The following is an 18,761-nucleotide window of genomic DNA, read 5'->3' on the forward strand; positions in this document are numbered from 1 at the left end:
ACGCTTTGAAGTCACCGAATTGCTTGGTGATCGCTGCGGTCAGAGTGGTTTTACCGTGGTCAACGTGGCCGATGGTGCCGATGTTGCAGTGCGGTTTGGAACGTTCAAACTTTTCCTTTGCCATAATGGCCTCCTTAATGGGGTGTCGGGCTGAAGCCCGACCTACGGGTTGTGGGTAGGGCGGGCTTCAGCCCGCCGCCCCGGTTATGCGTATTTCGCTTGGATCTCTTCAGAGATGTTGTTTGGCACTGGATCGTAGTGGTCAAACTGCATGGTAAACTGCGCGCGGCCCGAAGACATGGAACGCAGAGTGTTGATGTAGCCAAACATGTTTGCCAGTGGAACGAATGCGTCAATCGCAACAGCGTTGCCGCGTGGTTCCTGACCAGACACCTGACCACGACGGGACGTCAGGTCACCGATGATGCCGCCGGTATACTCTTCAGGAGTGATAACCTCGACCTTCATCATTGGTTCCAGCAGTTTCGCACCAGCAAGACGCATGCCTTCACGCATACACATACGGGATGCGATCTCAAACGCCAGAACGCTGGAGTCAACGTCGTGGAACTTACCGTCGATCAGAGCAACCTTGAAGTCGATCACTGGGAAGCCAGCCAGAGGGCCGCTGTCCATGACAGACTGGATGCCTTTTTCAACACCTGGGATGTATTCCTTAGGAACCGCACCACCAACGATACGGGATTCAAAGGAGTAACCCTCACCTGGCTCGGTTGGGGTGATGATGAGTTTAACTTCACCATACTGACCGGAACCACCAGACTGTTTCTTGTGGGTGTATGTGTGCTCGACTTCGTGGCCGATGGTCTCACGGTAGGCCACCTGTGGCGCACCAATGTTCGCTTCGACTTTGAATTCGCGCTTCAGACGGTCCACAAGGATGTCAAGGTGCAATTCGCCCATGCCTTTCATGATGGTCTGACCGGATTCCAGGTCAGTTTCCACGCGGAAGGATGGATCTTCGGCTGCCAGACGCTGCAGACCCTGAGACATTTTCTCTTGGTCAGCTTTGGTCTTAGGCTCAACCGCGATCTCGATCACCGGATCTGGGAAGGTCATGGTTTCCAGAACCACAGGATCGTTAACAGCGCAGAGCGTGTCACCGGTTGTGGTGTCTTTCAGACCGGCCAGCGCGATGATGTCACCAGCGAATGCTTCGGTGATTTCTTCACGGTTGTTGGAGTGCATCATCATCATACGACCGATGCGCTCTTTCTTGCCTTTGGTGGAGTTCAGCAAGGTGTCGCCCTTCTCAAGCGTACCAGAGTAGATACGTGTGAAGGTCAGAGAGCCAACGAATGGGTCGTTCATGATTTTGAACGCCAGGCCAGAGAACGCCATCTCGTCGTCCGCGCGGCGGGCGATGTCACGGGTTTCAGTTTCGTCGCCTGGTTTGAAGCCCATGTAATCAACAACGTCCAGTGGGGACGGCAGATAGTCGATCACAGCGTTGAGCAGCGGCTGAACACCTTTGTTTTTGAACGCAGAGCCGCCCAGAACTGGAACGAAGTCCAGCGCCAGAGTACCCTTACGCAGAAGCTCGCGCAGCTTTTCAACGGATGGCTCTTCGCCTTCCAGATAAGCTTCCATCGCTTCTTCGTCCTGCTCAACGGCAGTTTCGATCATCTTTTCGCGCCACTCATTCGCCATGTCCTGAAGCTCAGGGCGGATGTCGCGCTTGTCCCAAGATGCGCCAAGGTCTTCGCCCTCGTAGACCCATTCTTGCATGGTCACGAGGTCAACAAGACCTTCCAGCTCGGTCTCTGCGCCAATAGGAATACCTACTGGAACAGCACGCGCGCCGGTGCGGTCTTCGATCATGTTAACGCAGTTAAAGAAGTCCGCGCCGATCTTGTCCATTTTGTTCACGAAAACGATCCGTGGAACAGAATAGCGATCCGCCTGACGCCAAACGGTTTCAGTCTGAGGCTCAACACCTGCGTTTGCGTCAAGAACACAAACCGCGCCATCGAGAACCGCGAGGGAACGTTCAACTTCGATGGTGAAGTCAACGTGGCCTGGGGTGTCGATGATGTTCAGACGGTGCTTAGGAGTGTCTGCGGTTTTACCATCTTCGGTGCGTTCCCAGAATGTGGTCGTCGCAGCGGAGGTGATGGTGATCCCGCGTTCTTGTTCCTGCTCCATCCAGTCCATGGTGGCCGCACCGTCGTGCACCTCACCAATGTTGTGAGACTTACCGGTGTAGTACAGGATGCGCTCGGAACAGGTGGTTTTACCCGCATCGATGTGCGCCATGATACCGAAGTTACGGTAGTGGTTCAGCGTATATTCGCGTGCCATTTGTCAATGAGCCTTTCGAATTACCAGCGGTAATGGCTGAAGGCTTTGTTCGCCTCGGCCATCTTGTGAGTGTCTTCCCGCTTTTTGACAGCGGAACCACGAGAGTTCACAGCATCCAGAAGCTCACCTGCGAGGCGCTCTTCCATGGTGTTCTCGTTGCGGCCGCGGGAGGCGGTGATCAGCCAACGGATGGCCAGCGCTTCGCGGCGCTCAGGGCGCACTTCAACCGGAACCTGGTAAGTTGCACCACCAACACGGCGGGAGCGAACTTCGACGGACGGCTTAATGTTGTCGAGTGCTTCGTGGAAGACTTCGACAGGAGCGCGCTTAACTTTGTTCTCAACGCGATCCAGCGCGTTGTAGACGATTTTCTCTGCGACGGATTTTTTACCGTCGATCATGAGGTTGTTCATGAATTTGGAAAGTACGCGGTCGCCATATTTGGCGTCAGGCAATACTTCGCGTTTTTCAGCAGCGTGACGACGAGACATCTATAAATATCCTTCTTACTTAGGACGCTTCGCGCCGTACTTGGAACGACGTTGCTTACGGTCTTTGACGCCTTGGGTATCCAGAACACCACGCAGGATGTGGTAACGCACACCTGGAAGGTCTTTTACACGGCCGCCGCGGATCAGAACCACAGAGTGTTCCTGAAGGTTGTGGCTTTCACCTGGAATGTAGGAGATCACTTCGTAGCCGTTGGTCAGGCGGACCTTCGCAACTTTCCGCATCGCGGAGTTCGGCTTTTTAGGAGTGGTGGTGTAAACGCGTGTGCAAACGCCGCGTTTCTGTGGGCATTGCTCCAGGTGCTGGGACTTGGAGCGCTTGATTTTAGGCTGGCGCGGTTTGCGGATCAGCTGTTGAATCGTTGGCATAGGGTCTCTTTTCCCGTTTCTCAACTTGTGCCCGGGTCACCCCGAGCGGTTACATTTCTGACCCGTCCTGCCCCTCACCTGATCCACATCCCTGCAGACCAAAGCAAAAAAGCCGCAAACGTTCCCATTCCGAGGTGAACGTCGCGGTGGGGTAACAGAGGGTCAGAGTGATAAAAGTGCTCTGACCTTGAGCCACTACAGATATGATTTCGGCATAGCGGACAGACTCCACGTGCCGGATAGGCGCGCGTATAGGGGGAGTCGGGCGTTGTGTCAACAGCAGGCGGGCTGGCTGTAAAATGGCCGTGCCCAGTTGGGAACGGCCTCTTGTCTATGGCACTTAGGCCGCAAGATCAAACAACAGGAACTCTGCGTCGTCGCCTTGTGCGAATGTCAGCGCTCCGCCCCCTTCAATCGCCAGACCGTCGCCTTTGGTCAGTTGGATTCCGTTGACCGTCAGGCTGCCTTTGATCACCTGCACCCATCCTTTGCGGATCGGGTTTTGATCATAGTCGATGCGCTGCTCGCCGCTCAGGGTCGCCGCATAGACACTTGCATCCGCTTGCGTCACCATTGACCCGTCGCGCCCGTCTGCTGACAGAAAGAGTTTCAGCTTGCCGTCTTTGTCCTCGGTCGTGAGGTCTCGCGTGTCATATGCGGGCTCGGTATTGGCCACCGACGGCATCAACCAGATCTGGTGAAACTGCATGTCCTCCGTGTCAGAAGGATTGAACTCCGAGTGGGTCACACCCCGTCCAGCGCTCATATATTGAATACCGCCTTCGCCGACGACAGACCCATTGCCCATGCTATCCCGGTGCTCCAAAGCACCCTTGGTCACATACGAAAAGATCTCGGCGTTCTTGTGGGGGTGATTGGGAAAGCCCCTACCCCCGGCGACTTTGTCATCATTGATCACGCGCAGGTTTCCAAACCCCATGAAGTCAGGGTCATAATAGTTGCCAAAGCTAAAGCTGTGTGCCGATTGCAACCAACCAAAGTTGGCCATACCGCGATCCGCGGCAGGGCGGAGGGTCAATTGCAGGTCTGATTTCGTCATTGCGTCTTTCATCTCAGTCTCCAATCAAAAGTAGTGACGTAGGCCCCTATTGGGCGCGTCTTTGATAGAGAAAATGGCGCTGTGACCTTGCGAACTCAATGCCTATTAAATTACAGAAATTGTGCAAATTTGAACAATGTGAAAGTTCACGCACTATCAACTTTCTTGATTGCGAAAACAAAGCCTCACTGCCATGATTCAAGGTGAAAAACCACGTAAAGATAGGGCCCAGTATGAAAAGCCAAGACATGCAAGTCATCGGACTATGCAGGTTTTCCTATCCCGCTTACGGCGGTTTTCAGGTGGGCCATGAAACGCTGGAAGAGCGCCGCGCCTACCTCTATGCACCCGAAAGAATTGAAGAGAGGTTCCGATCCTTTGAGGCTCTAACGCTGCCGGGCATCAAGGCGCAGACAGACCCGAATTTCCAGTTCCTCATCGCCATTGGCATGTGCATGCCAGATGAATACCAAGAGCGTCTGTTTGCCTTGGTCGAAGACATTCCTCAGGCAATCATCGTGCCCTGGCCGTCCGAACGGCACAGGCCCGCAATGCAGCGCATTATCAACACGCATCGGATTGAAACAGACCTGCCAACAATTCAGTTTCGCCAGGATGATGATGATGCGGTTGCGGTAAACTTCGTGGAACGTCTCAGAGAGGCCGTTGATGATTGCGCCCCGCTCATTGCCAAGAACGAAATGATGACGGTCGATTTTAACCGAGGGTTCTCGGCGCGGGCTTCATCTGCTGGCCTGGAAATCACACCATCGGTTTTGCAATATTACGGCGTTGCCCTTGCATTGGTGGTGCAGCCCTCGGTCCGCAAATCCATCATGAATTTCTCGCACACCAAGATGAACCACGCGATGCCGTCGGTCACCTTCACGGATCAGGAAATGTACATTCGCGGGCACGGAGCGTTCAACGATTCACGGCAAAAGTCGAATGTCACGCGACTGGATTTTCAACCGATGTCCGAGGAAGACGAGGCTTTGATCAAAGACCTCTTCGCCATCGACAACGCCCGCGTTCGCGAGATCTATTCCGACGGCTGAGGCTTTCGACGCGCGACGCTTTCTCGATACAGCGTGAAAAGCCCCGTTGCCACGACGATGGCCGCGCCCAGCAAAGTCACCCCGTCCGGCCAATCGCCAAACACAAGGAACCCGATGATCAAGGCCGCGATCAGACCTGAATAGCGGAACGGTGCGATAAACGTGATCTCGCCCACGCGCATGGCCATAACAGAGCACAGATAAGCCAAAGCAACCACAATCGCGGCGGCGCCGAGATAGGCGAAATCCGAGGACGTCATCGCGACCCAGGGCTCTGATAGGCTGGCCAATCCTGCGGCGAGGCCCACTGCCGCCGAAGATATAGCCGCGCCCATGATCGAGGGCATCGCCTTGGACATGCGCCGCGAGGCGAGGTCTCGAATTGTGACCAAGGCCACAGCGATCAACGCAAAGATCGACTGCTCGGTGAAGCCATCCGGTCCGGGTCGCACGATCAACATGACACCACAGAAGCCGATCAGAATGGCCAGCACGCGCCGCCAGCCCAAGGGTTCTCGGAACACGAGCGCCGCGCCCAGTGCCACGGACAGAGGCAGCACCTGCAGAACGGCCGTGACATTCGCAAGTTCCATGCGCAACAAGGCCGAGATAAAGAAATACGCGGCGCCGACTTCCATCACCGCGCGCAGCAATGCCAGAGCCCAATCGCGCACCGGTGCCTGAACCCGTAGGATCCCCATGCGCCACGCCAGCAGAAGCAAGAAGAGCGTCGCCGGAATCCCCCGCAAAAACACCATTTGAAACAATGGGATATGCCCGCCGATCACCTTGATAATCGCGTCGTTGACCGTGAAACCGATCATCGCTCCAACCATCAAAAGGCTGCCTTTGGCGTTATCATGCATTGGGATTGTCCTGACGTTCAACGAGGCGACCCTAAGTCGGAAAATCCGAACTGGAAACCCCAAAGAAAAACCCCGGCGCATCGCTGCGCCGGGGCCTCTCAATTCATTTACAGAGCGTCTTACTCTTCGCGGCTCTCTGGCACGTCAACGAAACCGCTGTCGAAGATATCTTCGGCAGAGAAGTCGCCATCGCTCGGAGCTGCCAGAGCCACAGCGGCTTCGGCCTCTTCGCGGCGTGCTTCGATGACCACATTGTCACGCTCTTGCGCGATCTTGCGGACTTTCTGCGTCGCACCACCGGTACCGGCTGGGATCAGACGACCCACGATGACGTTTTCTTTTAGGCCAACCAGCTTGTCTTTCTTACCTTGGACAGAGGCCTCGGTGAGAACACGGGTGGTTTCCTGGAAGGACGCCGCCGAGATGAACGAACGTGTCTGCAAGGAGGCTTTGGTGATACCCAGCAGGATCGGTTCGCCCTGAGCTGGACGTTTGCCACGAGAGAGAGCTTTCTCGTTAGCCGCGTCAAACTCTTGCTTATCGACATGCTCGCCTTTCAGCAGCGTGGTTTCACCAGAGTCCAGGATCTCCCACTTCTGCAGCATCTGACGCACGATGACTTCGATGTGCTTGTCGTTAATTTTCACACCTTGCAGGCGGTAAACGTCTTGCACTTCGTCGATCATATAGTCCGCCAGCGCTTCGACACCCATGATGGACAGGATGTCATGCGGCGCAGGGTTGCCGTCCATGATGTAGTCGCCTTTTTGGACAAAGTCGCCTTCCTGAACAGGAATGTGCTTGCCCTTTGGCACCATGTATTCGACGGTTTCCAATGCGTCATCTGCTGGTTCGATCGAGATGCGGCGCTTGTTCTTATAGTCGCGGCCAAAGCGCACGTAACCATCGATTTCTGCGATGATTGCGTGGTCTTTCGGACGACGCGCTTCAAAGAGTTCCGCAACCCGTGGCAGACCACCGGTAATGTCTTTGGTCTTCGCACCTTCGCGTGGGATACGCGCGATAACGTCACCGGCTTTCACGTCCTGACCGTCTTCGGCGGAAAGGATTGCGTCCACAGACATTGGGTAGGTCACTGGGTTCCCGGCTGCGTTGCGCACTGGCTCGCCATCTGCGTCGACCAGAATGATCTCTGGCTTCAGCTCGTTGCCTTTTGGCGCGGAACGCCAGTCAGACACGATTTTCTGGGTCATACCGGTCGCTTCGTCGGTCACGTCACGGACGGCAATGCCCGATACGAGGTCGACGAACTTCGCCTTACCGTCTTTCTCAGCCAGAATTGGCAGAGTGAACGGATCCCATTCAAACAGCTTCTCACCACGGCCGATTTTGCCACCGTCTTTGACGAAGAGCTTAGAGCCATAGCCCAGTTTGTGGGTCACACGAACCTCGCCCGCCTCATCGACGATCTCGAGCTTCATGTTGCGGCCCATCACCAAGGTCTCACCCTGCGCGTTTTCAAGAATATTGGCATTCTCGAAACGGATGGTGCCCTCTTGGGACGCTTCCTGGAAGGACTGCTGGCCACCCTGCGCAACACCACCAATGTGGAAGGTCCGCATGGTCAGCTGAGTACCAGGTTCACCGATGGACTGCGCCGCGATGATGCCGACGGCCTCACCAGTGTTCACGATGGTACCGCGTGCAAGGTCACGACCGTAACATTGCGCACAGACGCCTTCTTCGGCCTCACAAGTCAGCGGCGAGCGAATGCGTGCAGAGGCAACACCCGCTTCGTCGATCTCATCAGCCATGAGTTCGTCGATCAGCTGGCCTTTGGCAACGATCACCTCGTCGGTACCCGGACGCAGAATGTCATCTGCAGCCACACGGCCAAGAATTCGCTCTGCCAGGGTCGCGACGACTTCGCCGTCGTTAACCGCTGCTTCGGCGGTGATCGCGTTCTCGGTGCCACAGTCGTTCATGCGAACGATACAGTCCTGCGCAACGTCAACCAGACGACGGGTCAGGTAACCAGAGTTCGCAGTCTTCAGCGCCGTATCCGACAGACCCTTACGGGCACCGTGGGTCGAGTTGAAGTACTCAAGAACGGTCAGACCTTCTTTAAAGTTCGAGATGATCGGGGTCTCGATGATGTCGCCGTTCGGCTTCGCCATCAGGCCGCGCATCCCGCCCAGCTGTTTCATCTGAGTGACCGAGCCACGCGCACCGGAGTGGGCCATCATGTAAACAGAGTTTGGCTCTGCCTCGGCACCATTCTCTTCGGTTTTCGCCGCGGAGATCGCGCCCATCATGGCGTCGGTGACTTTGTCGTTACACTTGGACCAAGCATCGACAACTTTGTTGTACTTTTCGCCCTGAGTGATCAGACCGTCCATGTACTGTTGTTCAAAGTCTTTCACCTGATCACGGGTGTCATCAACGATGCCCCATTTGTCATCAGGGATAACCATGTCGTCTTTACCAAACGAGATGCCCGCCTTGAACGCTTCTTTAAAGCCCATGGACATGATCTGGTCACAGAAGATAACCGACTCTTTCTGACCGCAGTAACGGTAGACGGTGTCGATAACTTTCTGAACGTCACGCTTACGCAGCAGGTTGTTCACCAGCTCAAACGGCGCTTTCGCGTTTTGAGGCAACAGAGCACCCAGCTTGACGCGACCAGGGGTCGTTTCAAAGCGCTTCATGACCTCAAGACCGTTCTCGTCGATCTGTGGGATACGGGCCTGGATCTTGGCGTGCAGATGCACTTCGCCGGAATCCAACGCGTGCTCGACTTCTTCGATGGAGGAGAAGACCATGCCTTCGCCCTTCATCCCGTCGCGCGCGATGGAGACGTAATAGAGACCCAAGATCATATCCTGAGATGGAACGATGATCGGTGCACCGTTTGCAGGCGACAGAACGTTGTTCGTCGACATCATCAGAACACGGGCTTCCAGCTGGGCCTCAAGGCTCAGTGGAACGTGAACCGCCATCTGGTCACCGTCAAAGTCCGCGTTAAACGCAGAACACACGAGCGGGTGCAGCTGGATCGCTTTACCTTCGATCAGAACAGGTTCGAACGCCTGAATGCCAAGACGGTGCAGCGTAGGCGCACGGTTCAGCATGACCGGGTGTTCACGGATGACCTCATCGAGGATATCCCAAACTTCTGGGCGTTCTTTTTCAACCAGCTTTTTCGCCTGTTTCACGGTGCTGGACAGACCTTTGGCCTCCAGACGTGAATAGATGAACGGCTTGAATAGCTCGAGCGCCATCTTCTTCGGCAAACCACACTGATGCAGCTTGAGTTCCGGACCCGTCACAATAACCGAACGACCAGAGAAGTCGACGCGCTTACCCAAAAGGTTCTGACGGAAACGACCCTGCTTACCTTTCAGCATATCGGAAAGGGATTTCAGAGGACGTTTGTTGGCGCCCGTGATCACACGACCACGACGACCGTTGTCAAACAGAGCGTCCACAGATTCCTGCAGCATCCGCTTTTCGTTACGCACGATGATATCAGGCGCGCGCAGTTCGATCAGACGCTTCAGACGGTTGTTCCGGTTGATAACACGACGATACAGGTCGTTCAGATCAGACGTCGCGAAACGGCCGCCATCCAGAGGCACCAGCGGGCGCAGTTCTGGTGGGATCACTGGGATCACGGTCAGAACCATCCACTCTGGACGGTTGCCGGATTCCAGGAAGGATTCGACAACTTTCAGACGCTTGATGATCTTCTTCGGTTTCAGTTCACCGGTCGCCTCGGCCAGCTCGGCACGCAGGTGCTCTGCCTCGGACTCAAGGTCGATCTGAGACAGCATCTCACGGATCGCTTCGGCACCGATGTTGGCGGTGAAGGCGTCCATGCCGAAGGTGTCTTGCGCGTCCATATACTCGTCTTCGGTGAGCATCTGGCCGTAGGTCAGGTCGGTCAGACCTGGCTCGGTGACAACATAGTTTTCAAAATACAGAACACGTTCCAGATCACGCAGAGTCATGTCCAGCATCAAGCCGATGCGGGATGGCAGCGATTTCAGGAACCAGATGTGTGCGACCGGTGCGGCCAGCTCGATGTGGCCCATACGCTCGCGGCGTACTTTTTGCAGGGTAACTTCAACACCACATTTCTCGCAGACAACGCCGCGATACTTCATGCGCTTATATTTACCGCAGAGACATTCGTAATCTTTGATCGGGCCAAAGATACGCGCACAGAACAGGCCGTCGCGCTCTGGCTTGAAAGTCCGATAGTTGATGGTCTCTGGCTTTTTGATTTCGCCGTAAGACCAAGACAGGATCCGTTCCGGAGACGCCAGAGAGACTTTGATTTCATCAAAAATCTTCTGTGGAGCCAATGGGTTAAACGGGTTGTTCGTCAGTTCCTGGTTCATTTGTTTACCTCAAATTAGAGCGGAAGCATTGGGAAGGGGAATAAGAGCGCGAGGCCCTTATTCCTCCACCTCCGCGTCCAGGAGTTCCATATTCAGGCCGAGGCCACGGACTTCTTTGACCAGAACGTTAAACGATTCTGGGATGCCCGCTTCGAAGTTATCCTCGCCCTTGACGATGCTTTCATAGACCTTGGTCCGGCCCGCGACGTCATCCGACTTAACGGTGAGCATTTCCTGCAGGGTGTAGGCTGCGCCGTAAGCTTCCAGAGCCCAGACTTCCATTTCCCCGAAACGCTGACCACCGAATTGCGCTTTACCGCCCAGAGGCTGCTGGGTGACCAGCGAGTATGGGCCTGTAGAACGTGCGTGGATTTTGTCGTCCACCAGGTGGTGCAGTTTCAGCAGGTATTTCACGCCAACGGTGACCGGACGGCTGAACTGTTCACCGGTACGGCCGTCAAACAGGATCGACTGACCGGACTGATCAAAGCCCGCACGCACCAGAGCGTCGTTCACGTCGCCCTCTTTCGCACCGTCAAAGACCGGAGTCGCGATCGGAACACCACGGGTTACATTGCCCGCTGCTTCGATCAACGCAGTCTCGTCCATGTTCGCGATACCTTCGTCATAGACGTTGTCGCCATAGGCGTCATGCATCGCTTCGCGAACCGGTGTCAGATCGCCGGACCGACGATATTCACTCAGAGCCTCGTCCACCTTGATGCCCAGACCGCGTGCGGCCCAGCCCATGTGGGTTTCAAGGATCTGACCGACGTTCATCCGCGACGGAACACCCAGAGGGTTCAGACAGAAGTCAACCGGCGTACCATCCGCGAGGAACGGCATGTCTTCCATAGGCACAACCTTGGAAATAACACCTTTGTTCCCGTGACGACCCGCCATCTTATCGCCCGGCTGCAGCTTACGCTTCACAGCGATAAAGACTTTGACCATCTTCATCACACCCGGAGGCAGATCGTCGCCACGGCGGACTTTTTCGACCTTATCCTCAAAGCGTGCATCCAGCGCCCGTTTCTGCGCTTCGTATTGCTCATGCAGAGCCTCTACGATCTGCGCATCATCCTCGTCTTCCAGAGCCAGCTGCCACCATTGACCGCGGGTCAGCATCTCAAGCAGCTCGTCATCAATCACGGACTTCGGCTTGACGCCTTTCGGGCCTTTGACAGCCACTTTGCCCATGATCATGTCTTTCAGACGCGCATAGATGTTGCGGTCCAGGATCGCGAGTTCGTCGTCACGGTCACGTGCCAGTGCTTCGACTTCTTCACGCTCGATCTGCAGCGCGCGTTCGTCTTTTTCCACACCGTGGCGGTTAAAGACGCGCACTTCTACAACGGTGCCAAAGTCGCCTGGTTTCACACGCAGAGAGGTGTCGCGTACGTCGGACGCTTTCTCACCAAAGATCGCGCGGAGGAGTTTTTCCTCTGGCGTCATTGGGCTTTCACCTTTTGGCGTGATCTTACCGACCAGAATGTCGCCTGGCTCTACGTCCGCGCCGATGTAAACGATGCCCGCCTCGTCGAGGTTACGCAGCGCTTCTTCACCGACGTTTGGAATGTCGCGGGTGATTTCTTCTGGGCCAAGCTTGGTGTCACGGGCGGCGACTTCAAATTCTTCGATATGCACCGAAGTAAAGACGTCGTCACGTGCGATACGCTCAGAGATCAGGATGGAGTCTTCGTAGTTGTAGCCGTTCCAAGGCATAAAGGCGACGACCACGTTTTTACCCAGCGCCAGTTCCCCCATATCGGTGGACGGGCCATCGGCAATCACTTCGCCTTTGCCAACCGTGTCACCCACTTTCACCAGCGGACGCTGGTTGATGCAGGTGTTTTGGTTAGACCGCTGAAACTTGCGCAGACGATAGATGTCAACGCCAGCATCGCCGAGCTCAAGGTCTTCGGTCGCGCGAATAACGATACGCTGTGCATCAACTTGGTCGATGATACCACCACGTTTCGCTTGGATCGCAGCGCCAGAGTCGATCGCCACTTTTTCCTCGATACCGGTGCCGACCAGAGGCGCCTCAGCGCGCAGCAGTGGAACCGCCTGACGTTGCATGTTCGAGCCCATAAGCGCCCGGTTCGCGTCGTCGTTTTCAAGGAATGGGATCAGGGACGCAGCCACAGAGACCAACTGCTTTGGCGACACGTCGATCAGATCGACGGCGCCAACAGGGGCCATGGTGTAGTCACCGGACTGACGGGTGTTGACCATCTCGTTGATGAACTTGCCGTCCGCATCCAATGTCGCGTTCGCCTGCGCCACGGTGTGACGCATCTCTTCGGTCGCGGACATGTAGTTCACCTCATCGGTGACCTGACCGTCGACAACCTTACGATATGGAGTCTCGATGAAGCCGTATTTGTTCACGCGGGCAAAAGTTGCCAGCGAGTTGATCAGACCAATATTTGGACCTTCTGGCGTTTCAATCGGACACATCCGACCATAGTGGGTCGGGTGAACGTCGCGAACCTCAAAGCCTGCGCGTTCACGGGTCAGACCGCCTGGGCCAAGCGCCGAGAGACGACGTTTGTGCGTCACCTCAGACAGCGGGTTGGTTTGGTCCATGAACTGAGACAGCTGAGAAGAGCCAAAGAATTCACGTACCGCAGCCGCTGCTGGTTTCGCGTTGATCAGATCCTGCGGCATCACAGTGTCGATTTCGACAGAGGACATACGCTCTTTGATCGCGCGCTCCATGCGCAGAAGCCCCACGCGGTACTGGTTCTCCATCAGCTCGCCAACGGAACGCACACGACGGTTGCCGAGGTGGTCGATGTCGTCCACGTCGCCATGGCCGTCGCGCAGCTCGACCAGCGCTTTGATGCAGGACACGATGTCTTCTTTGCGCAGGGTGCGCATAGTGTCTTCGGCATCCAGCGCCAGACGCATGTTCATTTTCACACGGCCAACCGCGGAAAGATCATAGCGCTCGCTGTCAAAGAACAGCGTGTCAAACAGAGCAGACGCCGCTTCGACGGTGGGCGGCTCGCCCGGACGCATTACGCGGTAGATATCCATGAGCGCGGTTTCGCGGTTCATGTTCTTGTCCTGCGCCATGGTGTTGCGCATGTATGGACCCACGTTGACGTTGTCGATATCCAGCACTGGGATCGTGGTGATGCCCGCGTCGATCAGCTCTTTGACGGTACCGCCGATCAGATCGCCATCTTTGTCATATTCCAGCGTCAGCTCATCGCCCGCTTCGACATAGATCGCACCGGTCTCTTCGTTGATGATGTCCTTAGAGACATATTTGCCAACGATTTGATCATATGGCAGCAGCAGTTCAGTAACTGCGCCTTCGTCTATCAGTTTCTTAACCGCGCGAGGGGTGACTTTCTTACCAGCTTCGGCAATCACTTCGCCGGTGGCTGCGTCGACCAGATCATAGGCCGGACGGGTGCCGCGCACGCGATCAGGGAAGAACTTGGTTGCCCAACCTTTGTTCTTCTCCAGCTTGTACTCAACGGTGTCATAATAGGCATCCATGATGCCTTCCTGGTCCAGACCCAGCGCATACAGCAGGGTGGTAACAGGCAGCTTACGACGACGGTCGATGCGTGCGAAAACGATGTCTTTGGCGTCGAATTCGAAATCCAGCCAAGAGCCGCGATATGGGATAATGCGGCAGGCAAACAGCAGTTTACCGGACGAGTGGGTTTTGCCTTTGTCGTGGTCAAAGAACACGCCAGGAGAGCGGTGCATCTGAGACACGATCACGCGCTCGGTGCCGTTCACCACGAAGGTGCCGTTTGGCGTCATCAGAGGCATATCGCCCATGAAGACGTCTTGTTCTTTGATGTCTTTGACAGACTTCGCGCCAGTGTCTTCGTCAACTTCGAAGACGATCAGACGCAGAGTGACCTTCAGCGGTGCGCTGTAGGTCATATCACGAGTCATACATTCTTCGACGTCATACTTCGGCTTTTCCAGCTCGTAGTCGACGAACTCCAGAACGGATTGTTCGTTAAAGTCCTTGATCGGGAAAACCGATTGGAACACGCCTTTGATGCCTTCGCCGTCCAGCGGCAGCTCTGCGTCACCGGAACGCAGGAAGAGATCGTAGGAAGATTTCTGAACCTCGATGAGGTTTGGCATATCCAGAACTTCGCGGATTTTGCCGTAGTATTTACGCAAGCGTTTTTGGCCAAGGTAGGTTTGAGCCATGTGCGATGACACCTTTCATTTCTCAATGGGAGAGCATGCCGTCGGGCCCCGGCACCCCGCCCTTTCGAGACAGACGATTGGATCCATTCTCGGTGTGTGTCCCACCACGCACCACTCGATCCTTAGACCTCGTCTTAGAAAAACCCCTTACTCAAAAGGGTCTTTCTAAGACAGGTACGGCAGGGAACGGTTTTCCGCACCCTGCCACATCAAAACCGGGACTATCCCGGCAATGATTACTTGAGCTCGACTTCTGCGCCAGCTGCTTCCAGCTTCGCTTTGATGTCTTCTGCTTCTGCTTTGTCGACGCCTTCTTTGACAGCTTTGCCGCCTGCTTCGACCAGCTCTTTTGCTTCTTTGAGGCCCAGGCCGGTGATGCCGCGGACTTCTTTGATGACGTTGATTTTCTTGTCGCCTGCGGCTTTCAGAATTACGTCAAATTCAGTTTTTTCCTCAGCTGCTGCACCGCCTGCGTCGCCGCCTGCTGCGCCGGCTACCATAACAGCGCCACCGGCTGCTGGCTCGATGCCGTACTCGTCTTTGAGGATTGTTTTCAGTTCTTGTGCTTCCAGCAGGGTCAGACCTACGATGCTTTCAGCAAGTGCTTTCAGATCAGCCATTTTAGCTTCTTTCCGTTTTCAAGTTTGTGTTCCAACGTGCGTGCCTAAGCCGCTACGCGGTTCTCAATAAGTTGCTTACGCAGCCTCTGCCTTTTCCTCGATGGTAGACAGAATAGATGCGATGTTGCTTGCAGGTGCGCCAATTGCGCCAGCGATATTGGAAGCAGGTGCGCCGATGCAGCCCACGATGGAAGCAATAAGCTCCTCGCGAGAAGGCATCTTGGACACGGCTTCAACGCCAGCACGATCCAGAGCATTCTCACCCATTGCACCGCCGAGGATCTCGAATTTCGAGTTCTCTTTGGCGAAGTCCTCTGCAACCTTAGCGGCCGCAACAGGGTCTTCGGAATAGGTCAGAACAGTCATACCCGTCAGGTATTCACCCATGCTTTCGCAAGGCTTTCCTTCAAGGGCGATTTTGGCGAGCCTGTTTTTGGCAACACGAACAGCAGCCTCAGATTCACGTGCTTTCGCGCGCAGAGACTGCATGTCAGCAACTGTGAGACCCTCGTAGTGGGCAACCACAACGACGCCAGAGCTTTCAAAGATCTGGCCGAGTTCCTCGACCACCTTCTCTTTTTGTGCTCTATCCACAGTTTCACTCCAAATTTGGAAGGCTTCACGCCCTCCGGCTCATATTTGCCGAGCATCAGCCCAGCGTTCAGGTCCACTACGGGGCTGAGCCAAAACCGCCCGAGGTCAAGCCCTCGGTCAATCTGGTCTTTCCCGTCTCAGGCAAGATATTAAGAGGGAAGCCCTCACTCACCGTCTTGGACGAAACACAAAACAGCGCACGACGAATCGTACGCTGGCTTGTGAGGGTTTCATTTAGGATGGATTAAGGCACAGAACAAGAGGTAAGCTGCCTTGATCGTCAGCTTTTTTGGCCTGTCTCCGCGTCTGCTTCCGTTTAGCTTAACACAGGTTAACGATTGGGCGTTAACCTTTCTTTCTAAGAACATTGGAAGTGTCGTTTCCAAACCGCACCTGGACTGTATGCCAAACTCAAAATTTCACACTGCATAAATAGAAAAAGGCGCCCAAATGAGCGCCTTTCCCATACTTGCATTCAACCTGAGCTTACTCAGCTGCAGCGTTGTCCACGTTGATGGTCACGCCCGGGCCCATGGTCGAGCTCAGTGCAACCTTCTTAACGTAAGCACCTTTTGCGCCAGCAGGCTTGGCTTTCAGAACTGCGCCCATGAAGGCACGTACGTTCTCGACCAGCTTGCCTTCGTCGAAGGAGGCTTTGCCGACGCCTGCATGCACAACACCGGCTTTTTCGACTTTGAACTGAACTTCGCCGCCCTTGGCGTTTTCGACCGCAGCCTTAACGTCCATAGTCACCGTGCCAACCTTAGGGTTTGGCATCAGGTTGCGCGGACCCAGAACTTTACCCAGACGGCCAACGATTGGCATCATGTCAGGGGTCGCGATGCAGCGATCAAAGTCGATGGTGCCGCCCTGGATGGTTTCCATCAGGTCTTCTGCGCCAACGATGTCTGCGCCTGCAGCCTGAGCTTCTTCAGCTTTTGGGCCACGTGCGAAAACTGCAACGCGTACGGATTTGCCGGTGCCGTTTGGCAGGCCAACAACGCCGCGAACCATTTGGTCTGCGTGACGTGGGTCAACACCGAGTTGAACAGCGATTTCGACGGTTTCGTCGAACTTCGCAGAAGCGTTGCCTTTGACCAGTGCCACTGCTTCTTCAACAGAGACGTCGGACTTGCCAGCAAATGCTTCGCGTGCTGCGCGGGTACGTTTACCGAGTTTCGCCATTACTTCACCTCGATGCCCATGGATTTCGCGGAACCCATGATGATTTGCATTGCTGCTTCGACGTCGTTTGCGGAGAGGTCTTTCATCTTCGCTTCGGCGATCTCACGGACCTGCTTTACAGATACGGATGCAACGGTTTCACGACCTGGGTTTTCAGCACCACGAGGACGGTTGCGCTTGCCAACTGGCTTCAGGCCAGCGGCTTTTTTCAGGTAGTAAGACGCAGGTGGCGTCTTGATGTCCATGGTGAAGGACTTGTCCTGATAATAGGTGATCACGGTTGGGCAAGGCGCGCCTTGTTCCATCTCCTGTGTCTTCGCGTTGAACGCTTTACAGAATTCCATGATGTTGATGCCGCGCTGACCCAGAGCAGGGCCGACGGGCGGGGATGGGTTGGCTTGACCTGCAGGGATCTGCAGCTTCATTGTACCAGCCAGCTTCTTCGCCATCTGATCGTTTCCTTTCAACGTGGGTGAAACGCGTTCCACCCGGGATATGTTGCGTGGTCCGAGATCAGGATCGCGATCCCTCCTTCTCCCACGAGATAAGACACCCCGAGCGGGACTCGGGGCGATGGGCGGCGTTTAAATGGGAATCGAAGGGTTGGCAAGGGGGCTTGGACCCTTCTGATCAAGCTAGATCACCCGTCAGGACGCGCGTCTCAGGGCCCCGACGGGATCAAGTCCAAGATGGGCGTCTGTTTGCTCAAGGACGATCCGCCCAAACTCGGGATCATTTACCTTGCTCCAGACCCCGGTGCTGGGTTTGGCGTCATAGTGATATGTGCCCCCGCTTTGTCCCAGTTCTGGATCAAGCAACAGCGTCAGTCCAGCCGCAGCCGACGCCTGTGGTGTGCTGGCTCCTGACATCAGTGGAACGAGCAACGGCAAAACGGCACGCCAGACAAGACGCACCACCGCAGGAGCCGAACGAACCAACCCCGTGCCGGGCATCAATCCGGGATCCAGCGTCACAAAGCGGGTGGCGGGCACGCATCGCGCCATTTCAGGGACCACAGCCATCGCCAAAAGTTTGCTTGTGGCATAGCGATCAAACCCGGCCTGTCGCTGGGTCTGGGCATCCGTCTCACCCTGTGCCAGCGCCGCAATCGAGCTGAACCGCCCGCCGCGAAATCCGAACCGCGCCGCATCTTTGTCCTCTGGGTTATGCGTGCCGCTACCGATCCCCAGAACACAGCCACCCTGCATGTAGGGAAGCAGCCCACGCATCAAAAGATTTGGCCCCAAGTGATTGACCGCGAGGGTCAGCTCGTCTCCGTCTTTGGAAAAGCTGGTATCGCCCACATTCTGCAGGCCTGCATTATTGATGAGCCCATAAAGCGGCCGATCCCAAGTGCTCACGAACCGTGTAATAGATGTTCGCGAAGCCATATCCAACTTGGCTACTTGCACCCGTCCCCTCAGGTCTGACGCCACACGCCGCCCCGCCTCAAGATCGCGCACGCCAAGAATAAGCTCGACGTCGTCTAGCTTCGAAAGCGCCTCTGCAAAGGCCAAACCCAGCCCTCTGGTCGCGCCGGTCACCAAAATCGTCTTCATGGCCCTCATCCTTTTGCTATTGCCATTTCAGTTCCTGATGACAATATATGAAGGATCC

The 18,761-nt window shown here is 55.5% G+C and carries 14 protein-coding genes; 1 reads left to right on the plus strand and 13 read right to left on the minus strand.

Going from position 1 to position 18,761, the window contains the following annotated elements:
- The 5 genes from WG622_RS18490 to WG622_RS18510 all read right to left on the minus strand — a co-directional run.
- A partial coding sequence (locus WG622_RS18490) for a GTP-binding protein (protein ID WP_231704078.1) occupies positions 1 to 124 on the minus strand: 124 nt, incomplete at its 3' end.
- 80 nt (positions 125 to 204) lie between these two features.
- On the minus strand, positions 205 to 2,322 hold the full coding sequence (fusA, locus tag WG622_RS18495) for an elongation factor G (protein WP_339404817.1): 2,118 nt from the start codon (positions 2,320 to 2,322) through the stop codon (positions 205 to 207).
- A gap of 20 nt (positions 2,323 to 2,342) precedes the next feature.
- Positions 2,343 to 2,813: a 30S ribosomal protein S7 gene (gene rpsG, locus WG622_RS18500; protein WP_209355384.1), complete on the minus strand. Its 471-nt coding sequence runs from the start codon at positions 2,811 to 2,813 to the stop codon at positions 2,343 to 2,345.
- 15 nt (positions 2,814 to 2,828) lie between these two features.
- Positions 2,829 to 3,200 carry a 30S ribosomal protein S12 gene (gene rpsL / locus WG622_RS18505; protein WP_054000841.1) on the minus strand — a complete coding sequence of 124 codons (372 nt, stop codon included), beginning with the start codon at positions 3,198 to 3,200 and terminating at the stop codon, positions 2,829 to 2,831.
- Between the two features lie 340 nt (positions 3,201 to 3,540).
- Positions 3,541 to 4,272: a pirin family protein gene (locus WG622_RS18510; protein WP_339404818.1), complete on the minus strand. Its 732-nt coding sequence runs from the start codon at positions 4,270 to 4,272 to the stop codon at positions 3,541 to 3,543.
- A 221-nt stretch (positions 4,273 to 4,493) separates the two neighbouring features.
- Between WG622_RS18510 and WG622_RS18515 the strand changes: the two genes are divergently transcribed.
- Positions 4,494 to 5,318, plus strand: a complete 825-nt coding sequence (locus WG622_RS18515) for a putative rhamnosyl transferase (protein ID WP_339404819.1) — start codon at positions 4,494 to 4,496, stop codon at positions 5,316 to 5,318.
- Here WG622_RS18515 and WG622_RS18520 read toward each other — a convergent pair.
- The 8 genes from WG622_RS18520 to WG622_RS18555 form a co-directional block, all read right to left on the minus strand.
- Positions 5,303 to 6,184: a DMT family transporter gene (locus tag WG622_RS18520; RefSeq protein WP_339404820.1), complete on the minus strand. Its 882-nt coding sequence runs from the start codon at positions 6,182 to 6,184 to the stop codon at positions 5,303 to 5,305. The two genes, WG622_RS18515 and WG622_RS18520, sit on opposite strands and share 16 nt — an antisense overlap.
- Positions 6,185 to 6,303: 119 nt before the next feature.
- Positions 6,304 to 10,551: a DNA-directed RNA polymerase subunit beta' gene (gene rpoC / locus WG622_RS18525; protein WP_339404821.1), complete on the minus strand. Its 4,248-nt coding sequence runs from the start codon at positions 10,549 to 10,551 to the stop codon at positions 6,304 to 6,306.
- Positions 10,552 to 10,608: 57 nt separating this feature from the next.
- A complete protein-coding gene (gene rpoB, locus WG622_RS18530) occupies positions 10,609 to 14,745 on the minus strand; it encodes a DNA-directed RNA polymerase subunit beta (RefSeq protein ID WP_339404822.1) in 4,137 nt (1,378 codons plus the stop codon).
- A gap of 236 nt (positions 14,746 to 14,981) precedes the next feature.
- Positions 14,982 to 15,365 carry a 50S ribosomal protein L7/L12 gene (gene rplL, locus WG622_RS18535; RefSeq protein ID WP_209355380.1) on the minus strand — a complete coding sequence of 128 codons (384 nt, stop codon included), beginning with the start codon at positions 15,363 to 15,365 and terminating at the stop codon, positions 14,982 to 14,984.
- Positions 15,366 to 15,440: 75 nt separating this feature from the next.
- On the minus strand, positions 15,441 to 15,959 hold the full coding sequence (gene rplJ / locus WG622_RS18540; protein WP_209355379.1) for a 50S ribosomal protein L10: 519 nt from the start codon (positions 15,957 to 15,959) through the stop codon (positions 15,441 to 15,443).
- Positions 15,960 to 16,445: 486 nt separating this feature from the next.
- Positions 16,446 to 17,144, minus strand: coding sequence for a 50S ribosomal protein L1 (rplA, locus tag WG622_RS18545; RefSeq protein WP_339404823.1), 699 nt, complete (start codon positions 17,142 to 17,144; stop codon positions 16,446 to 16,448).
- Positions 17,144 to 17,593 carry a 50S ribosomal protein L11 gene (gene rplK / locus WG622_RS18550; protein WP_209355376.1) on the minus strand — a complete coding sequence of 150 codons (450 nt, stop codon included), beginning with the start codon at positions 17,591 to 17,593 and terminating at the stop codon, positions 17,144 to 17,146. The genes rplA and rplK overlap by 1 nt, the downstream gene beginning before the upstream one ends.
- A gap of 198 nt (positions 17,594 to 17,791) precedes the next feature.
- Positions 17,792 to 18,703 (minus strand): SDR family NAD(P)-dependent oxidoreductase, encoded by a 912-nt coding sequence (locus WG622_RS18555; RefSeq protein WP_339404824.1) that lies wholly within the window; start codon positions 18,701 to 18,703, stop codon positions 17,792 to 17,794.
- Positions 18,704 to 18,761 lie beyond the last annotated feature (58 nt).

The organism is Cognatishimia coralii (genome assembly GCF_037478305.1).
In the GTDB taxonomy this organism is placed as follows: Bacteria; Pseudomonadota; Alphaproteobacteria; order Rhodobacterales; family Rhodobacteraceae; genus Cognatishimia; species Cognatishimia coralii.